At 36.6% G+C, this 7,919-nt stretch carries 8 protein-coding genes, 1 tRNA gene and 1 pseudogene; 5 read left to right on the top strand and 5 right to left on the bottom strand.

All coding sequences use genetic code 11. The features are described 5' to 3' along the window. The 3 genes and pseudogenes from AC06OU_RS17055 to AC06OU_RS17045 all read right to left on the bottom strand — a co-directional run. Positions 1-276 (bottom strand): annotated as a pseudogene (locus tag AC06OU_RS17055) (ABC transporter permease); the annotation flags it as partial. Next, on the bottom strand, positions 266-1,372 hold the full coding sequence (locus AC06OU_RS17050) for an ABC transporter ATP-binding protein (RefSeq protein WP_169358915.1): 1,107 nt from the start codon (positions 1,370-1,372) through the stop codon (positions 266-268). The pseudogene AC06OU_RS17055 and the gene AC06OU_RS17050, both read right to left, overlap by 11 nt. Positions 1,373-1,387: 15 nt before the next feature. Continuing rightward, positions 1,388-1,930, bottom strand: coding sequence for a helix-turn-helix domain-containing protein (locus AC06OU_RS17045; RefSeq protein ID WP_169358916.1), 543 nt, complete (start codon positions 1,928-1,930; stop codon positions 1,388-1,390). Between the two features lie 190 nt (positions 1,931-2,120). On the opposite strand from AC06OU_RS17045, the gene AC06OU_RS17040 reads away from it, so the two are divergent. The 3 genes from AC06OU_RS17040 (at position 2,121) to AC06OU_RS17030 (ending at position 3,574) form a co-directional block, all read left to right on the top strand. Beyond that, positions 2,121-2,564, top strand: coding sequence for a TlpA family protein disulfide reductase (locus tag AC06OU_RS17040; protein WP_475857365.1), 444 nt, complete (start codon positions 2,121-2,123; stop codon positions 2,562-2,564). Between the two features lie 103 nt (positions 2,565-2,667). Next, positions 2,668-3,327, top strand: coding sequence for a potassium channel family protein (locus AC06OU_RS17035; protein ID WP_169358918.1), 660 nt, complete (start codon positions 2,668-2,670; stop codon positions 3,325-3,327). 174 nt (positions 3,328-3,501) lie between these two features. Further along, positions 3,502-3,574: transfer RNA gene (locus AC06OU_RS17030), tRNA-Ala, on the top strand. Between the two features lie 282 nt (positions 3,575-3,856). Here the strand turns inward: AC06OU_RS17030 and rnjA are convergent. After that, positions 3,857-5,524, bottom strand: a complete 1,668-nt coding sequence (gene rnjA, locus AC06OU_RS17025) for a ribonuclease J1 (protein ID WP_340884410.1) — start codon at positions 5,522-5,524, stop codon at positions 3,857-3,859. Between the two features lie 3 nt (positions 5,525-5,527). Further along, a complete protein-coding gene (locus AC06OU_RS17020) occupies positions 5,528-5,737 on the bottom strand; it encodes a DNA-dependent RNA polymerase subunit epsilon (RefSeq protein ID WP_298471874.1) in 210 nt (69 codons plus the stop codon). Positions 5,738-6,024: 287 nt separating this feature from the next. On the opposite strand from AC06OU_RS17020, the gene AC06OU_RS17015 reads away from it, so the two are divergent. Beyond that, positions 6,025-6,798, top strand: a complete 774-nt coding sequence (locus tag AC06OU_RS17015) for a Cof-type HAD-IIB family hydrolase (RefSeq protein ID WP_475857362.1) — start codon at positions 6,025-6,027, stop codon at positions 6,796-6,798. Between the two features lie 11 nt (positions 6,799-6,809). Next, positions 6,810-7,745, top strand: coding sequence for a carbohydrate kinase family protein (locus AC06OU_RS17010; RefSeq protein ID WP_475857360.1), 936 nt, complete (start codon positions 6,810-6,812; stop codon positions 7,743-7,745). Positions 7,746-7,919: the final 174 nt, after the last annotated feature.

Here is a 7,919-nt window from a genome sequence, read left to right as displayed (position 1 = left end):
CCATAATTGCTTATGCTTTGTTTTAGTCAAAAGATAAGCTGTTGGATATGCGATTAATAAAGAGAACAAAGTAATCAGGAACGCATACCAGAAAGAGCTAAGTGTTAGTTTTAAATAAACAGACGTAAAGAAATTTTGATAGTTATCTAAAGTAAAGTTTCCGCTTAAGTCGAAGAAGGAATAATAAGCGATTAATGCAATTGGAGCTATTACAAATAACAGAATCCAAGCATAGTAGGGTATTAGATAGAGCGCCCTAGCTTTTTTAGTTTCCATAAGCGTCTTCTCCGTAAGACTCTAGACGTTTATCAAACTCTTCTTCCGTTTCATTCAGACGCATAACATGAATAGACTCTGGATCAAAATTCAAGCCAATCATTTCACCTACGGCTGCCTTTTTAGTTGAATGCACTAACCACTCATTTCCCTCTTCATCATAAGTGGAAAGCTCATAGTGAACTCCTCTAAACAATTGTGTATCTACTTTAACTTTCATTTTTCCTTTATCAATCGTTGTGATTTCTAAATCCTCTGGACGAATAACGATATCGACTTTTTCATTTGGGTTTAGACCTTGGTCTACACATTCAAATTCCTTGCCACCAATACGAACACGGAAATCAGCTACCATTGTTCCTTCGACGATATTAGACTCACCAATAAAGTCCGCAACAAAACGATTAATCGGTTCATCGTAAATATCCATAGGCGTACCACTTTGTTCAATGTTCCCAGCATTTAGGACAAAGATTTCATCCGACATCGCAAGTGCTTCCTCTTGGTCGTGGGTAACGAAGATAAATGTTTTACCTAGACGTTGTTGTAGCTCACGAAGCTCGTATTGCATCTCGGATCTTAGTTTTAAGTCTAATGCTGAAAGTGGCTCATCTAGTAGTATAATTTCAGGGTCATTGACAATAGCTCTAGCAATAGCGACACGTTGTCTTTGTCCTCCAGACATCTCTGCTATCTCTCTATTTTCATAGCCGTTTAGGTTAACGAATTTTAACGCCTCTAACACTCGATCCTCTATTTCTTTCTTACCTAATTTTTTAATACGTAGCCCAAACGCCACATTTTCAAATACGTTTAAGTGTGGGAACAGGGCATAATCCTGAAACACCGTATTTACTTGACGTTGGTTGGCAGGCACGTTATTAATAAGTTTTCCATTAAGATAAATACTGCCATTTGAAGGCTGCATGAAACCAGCTATTAAGCGAAGGATAGTTGTTTTCCCACAACCAGATGGGCCTAACAATGTATAAAACTTTCCACGCTCTAATTCAAAATTAATGTCTTTAAGAACTGTTGTGTCCTCATCATAAAATTTAGTAACATTTTCAAAGCGAATAATAGGTGTCTCTGACATAATAACCCTCCATTTTCATAAATAAGAATTCGTGACGACATAAATAACCTTGGAGATATCATCCGATGCATTTTTCAAAAGATGATGATCTGCCGCTTCAAAATAGAGGGACTCTCCAGCCGAAGCAAAGTAGTGTTGTTTGCCAAGTTGTAACTCGACGCGACCTTGTAAAACGTATATAAAGGTTTGAGATAAGGAAGGTTCAAACTCTTTAAACTGACCGCCTTTATCAAAAGTGATCAATACTGGCTCCATATCGTTTTCATTGGATTCAGAAATAAGCCAGTGAAGCTTGTACTTTTTTTCTTCATCTATGTAAACAGTTTGCTCCTCTTCTTGGAAAACCACCTTAGTTCTACTATGTTCATCATCAAAGAAATCCTTAGGCTTACAACCTAAAACATTTAAAATAGAAAAAAGTGTCTCAATGGAGGGAGAATTTAGATCTCTTTCCAGCTGGGATATGAAACCCTTGCTTAAGTCTGTTCTCTCGCCTAGTTCTTCCTGTGTTAGACCTTTTTTCAGTCTTAGCTGTTTAATTTTTCTACCAATTTGCATGTAATTACGCTCCTTCTCTTTTGTAAAATAAAGAGCTTTTCCATAAAACAAAGTTTATTTTAACATAACTTTAAGTTTACTTTAACAACTTTTTAAAGATAATACAAAAAAATTTTTTTCCAACTATTAGATGCAACTATCTCTTTGTTGCATAGACTGAATATGGATGAAGGATAAAGGAGAGATATGGATGAATTTGAGAGAGGAGTTACCGGAGTTTCCTATTACAACTAAATGGTTAAACGGCTCATGGACAAAGGGACAGTTATTAGGTACAAAGCCTTTGCTTGTCTATTTTTGGTCTGTTAGCTGTGATGCCTGTAAGGTTGCTCCACCATTAATAAATAAATGGAAAGAGAAGTATGAAAATCAGTTTAATGTCATTGCTATTCATATGCCTAGGTCTCCTGAAGATGCGAGTAAAAGTTTAGTGAAATCAACAGCTTCTGCAGCAGGAATTTTCGACTCTATTTGTCTAGATCATGATTTGGTGCTATCTGAAATGTTCCAGTGTAAGCTTGTACCAAATTTTTATTTGTTTGATAAAAAAGGCCGACTGAGACACAGACAGGCTGGCGAGAGAGGACTGCAAATGTTGGAAAAGCGACTTGTCCTCTTGGTAAAAGAAATCTAAATTTTTTATAATAAGCATGGGTTAAAAAAATGATGTAAATCTAGATAGCAGTAGAACCACTGTTGTGTTAAACTAATGGCAATTAGTTCTAGGAGGCGCAGCTATGCAGAAGGAATTTGTTGTTATTGGTTTAGGTCGTTTTGGTGGAAGTATCGTCAAAGAGTTAATGGAGCAAGGCGCCGATGTTATGGCCATTGATAAGGTACAAGAAAGAGTTGATGAATTTGCCTCCATAGCAACCCAAGCAGTGATTGCGGATACGACAGACGAAGCAGTCTTAAAATCGCTTGGAATTAGAAACTTCGAACATGTTATTGTTGCAATAGGAGACGATATTCAATCTAGTATTCTTACAACGCTTATGCTAAAAGAAATAGGTGTAAAGAAAATTACAGTAAAAGCTCAAAATGATTATCATGAGAAGGTATTGCGTAAAATTGGAGCCGACCAAGTAGTCCATCCGGAGCGGGACATGGGGATACGGATTGCTCATAACATCCTGTCCAACAATGTTTTAGATTATTTGGAGCTTTCCGACGAGCATTCGATTATGGAAATCAAAGTAAATGAAAAAATTGCGGGCTTCTCTATAGTAGACTTGGATATTCGAGCTAGATATGGCATCAATATAGTTGCCGTAAAGAGGGGAAAAGAAATTATAGTATCACCCCAGGCACAGGATAAGATGCAGCTGAATGATGTTTTAATCATCATAGGAGCAGATGTGGATATTAATCGATTCGAAAAGAAGGTTCTATCTTAAATGAAAAATGATGGCAGGGAGTTATTGCTTAAGGGGAAAACTATTAATCACCTTGTCTTAAACTTAGGCTATCTAAACCCCTGAAATTTACGGTTACAATAAATTTTATGTAATTTGCAAAGAGGGGTTGCTTTCCTGTTTTTATAACTTACAATATTACTAGATAATAAACATGGGGCATTAGCTCAGTTGGGAGAGCACAACACTGGCAGTGTTGGGGTCAGGGGTTCAAGTCCCCTATGTTCCATCATTTTGTTTACGATAAAGTAAGTAACTTAGCGAGTAGGTATCGTTTACCTACTCGCTTTTATTTATGGTAATTTCTTTTGAATTACTTTTGTAACCAGTGTTTTACCGAAAATCAATTCTACTTTATTGTATAAAAGCATTTCAATTTTTGTATTCTCTATTAATTATTCGTGTTTACTATAAAAAAATTATAAAAAATGACTGCAATCAAGCACGAAAACTTCGTGGATGATTGCAGTCGAAGATATTTAGTAGAAAGCTACTAGATTAGTTATACTATTTACACTTCCATAATGATTGGTAAAATCATTGGACGGCGCTTAGTTTTTTCATATAAATAAGGGCTTAGAACATCTGTAATTTCATTTTTCAATTCTGACCATTCTATTGCTTTGTCTTGAATGGTAAATCTTAAATGTTTATTTAGCATTTGCTGTGCTTCATTAATCATTGTGCCAGATTCACGCATATAGACGAAACCTCTAGAAATAATATCAGGACCAGAAACAATTTTCTTTCTTTCCATGTCAGCACTTACAACTACTATTACTAAGCCTTCTTCAGAAAGAATTCTACGATCTCTTAATACGATATTACCTATATCCCCAATACCACTACCATCGATATAAACATCTCCTGATGGTATGCGACCAGCTACATGTGCTTCATTAGAACTTAAAGCTAAAACTTGTCCATTTTCCATAATGAATGTGTTTTCAATAGGAACATCACAATCTGCTGCTAACTCAGTATGAATTTTTAACATACGGAATTCTCCGTGGATTGGCATAAAGAATTTAGGCTTCATTAAACGTAGCATAAGCTTTTGTTCTTCTTGAGAGCCATGCCCAGAAGTATGGACATTGTTCAAGGAACCATGAATAACTTCTGCACCCGCACGGAATAACAGATTAATCGTTCTATTAACGCTTGCTCTGTTACCTGGGATAGGAGAAGAAGAAAATACTACAGTATCTCCTGGTTGAATCTGAATTTGTCGGTGAGTACCATTAGCAATTCGTGAAAGAGCCGCCATTGGTTCCCCTTGACTACCTGTACAAAGGATTAAGACTTCGTTAGCAGGTAATCGGTTTAATGCGCTTGTATCAATGAACATTTCCTTAGGGGCTGTAATATAGCCTAGCTCTCGTCCAATTGTAATATTGTTGTCCATGCTTCTTCCGAAAACAGCAATTTTGCGATTATGATGAATCGCAGCGTCTATTACTTGTTGAAGTCTATGGATATTCGAAGCAAAGGTTGCAAAAATAATACGACCATTTACTTTACGGAAAATGGAATCCATACTTTCTCCAACTTTGCGTTCGGACATTGTGAAGTTAGGAACTTCAGCATTAGTACTATCTGAAAGAAGACAAAGAACGCCATCACGACCGATTTCTGCCATTTTCGTTAAGTTTGCAGGTTCGCCGACAGGAGTAAAGTCAAATTTGAAATCTCCTGTATGCACAATATTACCAGGTGGAGTTTTTACCACAATTCCAAAAGCATCAGGTATACTATGCGTAGTTCTAAAAAAGCTTACAGCTGTTTTTCTGAACTTAATCACATCGTCTTCTTCGATTACATTCATTTTCGTTTGACGAAGTAAGCCATGCTCTTCTAGCTTGTTTCGAAGCAGACCCAATGCTAGCTTACTTCCGTAAACTGGCACATTGAGTTGCTTAAGTAAGTAAGGAATTCCACCAATATGGTCTTCATGTCCGTGGGTAATAAAAAGGCCTTTAATCTTGTCCACATTTTTGACTAAATAAGTATAGTCTGGGATCACATAATCGATTCCTAAAAGATCATCTTCTGGAAACTTAATACCAGCATCAATTAGAATAATTTCATCTTGAAATTGAACGCCATACGTATTTTTGCCGATTTCACCTAGTCCGCCGAGGGCGAAAACAGCAGTTTGATCATTTTTTACAAATTTCATAAATTACAGCTCTTCTACTTTGAAATTTGGACTTGCTTGTTCGTATTCCAAGTGGTTACCTTCAAGCAGCTGGATAAGCTCAATATTATACTTGCGGTCTATAAGAAGTGAACGAACCTCACGCTCTGAATCAGCCTCTACATATAAGCTTTTAGTGTTTTCGCGAACTGGTACCTCTAGTGCATTTTCTTGATAATAAACTTTATAAATCATTTTTATACTCTCCTTTTTCACGTTCAAAATAAATCAATTCTCTTTATATTATCACGCTACTTATTTAAAATAAAGAAAAGCCCTCCAAATTTTGAAGGGCAAGACATTTGACTTAAGCAATTGTTTTGTTTCTGAGCATTCCGCCGAGTCGCCGCAACAGTTTTCTTTTCAAGCGTTTCAACATGGCAATCCACTCCTTATGACGTATTATATATGAAATTGTGGAGTTTGTAAAGGATTTTAACAGAAAAGTCAAATAATTTAACTTGAAAAGGGAGAAAAAAATAATGGAAAAAAAAGTATTGATATTCGATATAGATGGAACCATTTTAGATCTTGAGAAAAATATTCCTGAAGGGGTAGAAGAAGCATTTAAACAAGCGAGAGAAAATGGACATATTACTGTAATTGCTACTGGGAGAGCACCATTTCTAGCTAAAGCAATCGTAGATCAACTTCAAATTGATTCTTATATAACTTATAATGGTCAAATTGTGCAATTTGAAGGCAAAACCATACATAAAGGTGTTATAGAAAAGGAAGAGCTTAAAAAACTTTCGGAGTTTGCTGCTTTGAAAGACCAGCCTTTAGTATATATGGACAGTCATGAGATGGTTTCAAATGTACCCGATCATAAAGATGTGATTGAAAGTATTTCCACTTTAAAGGTCGGTTTTCCTAGACAGGCAGAAAATTTTTATTTAAATAATGATATTCATCAGGCGCTTGTCTTTTGTGAAAAAGATGTACAAGAGGAGTATGAACGTGCATTTCCTAACTTGTCCTTTGTAAGATGGCACAGAGTATCTTGTGATGTGCTTCCTAAAGGCATGTCTAAAGCAGTTGGGATTGAGATCCTTTTAGAATATTTAGGAGAAACTCGTCAAAATGCAGTTGCGTTCGGGGACGGTTTAAATGATGTAGAAATGCTGAAGTTCGTAGGTACAGGTGTAGCTATGGGAAATGCTGTAGATGAACTTAAAAAACATGCCACAATCGTTACTGAACATGTCTCAGAAAATGGTCTAGTAAATGCAATGAGGCAATTAAAGCTAATTTAAAGGAGTATCACATGATAGAGCAAAGTAATAAGTACGTATTAGTATATGGCGATGCCTTTGTGGACTATATTTCAAAGGATCAGACAAATAAGAGCTTTAAAAAGTTTTTAGGAGGAGCCACTGTAAATGTAGCTGCAGGTATTGGCAGACTAGGCTCTTCCTCCTCTTTTATAACTATCATCGGAGAAGATGATACCTCTAAATTTGTGAAGAGGGAGCTAGAAGCAGAAGGAGTTGACCTTTCTTATATACAGGTCGACCCGGAAAAATCTATAAGTGGAGTCTATGTGCACTTAACAGAAAATAACGATCGTCATTTTCATACTTATTTAGATGATACCCCTGACTTACAAGTTGATTTCTCTATGATAGACTTGAATGCTTTTAATCAAGCAAGTGCTTTCCATTTTTGCTCTGGGACATTATTTCATTCAATCGCTAGAGAGACTACTAAAAAAATAGTAGAACAAATAAAGAAATCTAGTGCGCTAATATCGTTTGATGCTAATATTCGCCCTTTAAGATGGAATACGGAGCAGCAATGCAGAGAGACAATTTGTTCGTTTCTTCATGACGTAGATATATTTAAAATCACGGAGGAAGAACTTCTCTTTTTAACTCAAGCTAGTACCCAATTAGAGGGGCTTAATAGATTAGCGGAATATAATATTTCCGTAATCCTTGTAACAGTGGGAGCAAATGGGACATACGCCATGATCGAAGGGGAACTGGTTCATATCCCAACTGAAAAAGTAATAGCTGTTGATACAACCGGTGCTGGCGATGCATTTATGGCAGGGATTTTATCTAAAATCCAGTCAGAAGGTAAGCCTAAAACTAAGGAAGAATGGATCACATATATTGCTTTTGGTAATAAGCTCGGTTCTATTTGCGCTACAAATTTTGGAGCGTTGTCTGCTATGCCAAAACTGTCCGATATAAACTAATGGCTATGTTAAAGGGTAGGGTTGATTTATAATTCAAAGAAATCTTAGATCAGAGAGTAGAATTGATTTCCGCCCCAGCCGGACGCTTTCCACGGGGTGAGCGATAAGCCATCACCCATCGCTCACGCACGTGGTTGTGATGTCTTATCTGTCTCCCTCATCCCGTAGGAGTCG

This window comes from Psychrobacillus sp. (assembly GCF_056205495.1).
Note: the sequence above shows the minus strand (reverse complement) of the source record. Positions and strands in the feature narration are given on the sequence as shown.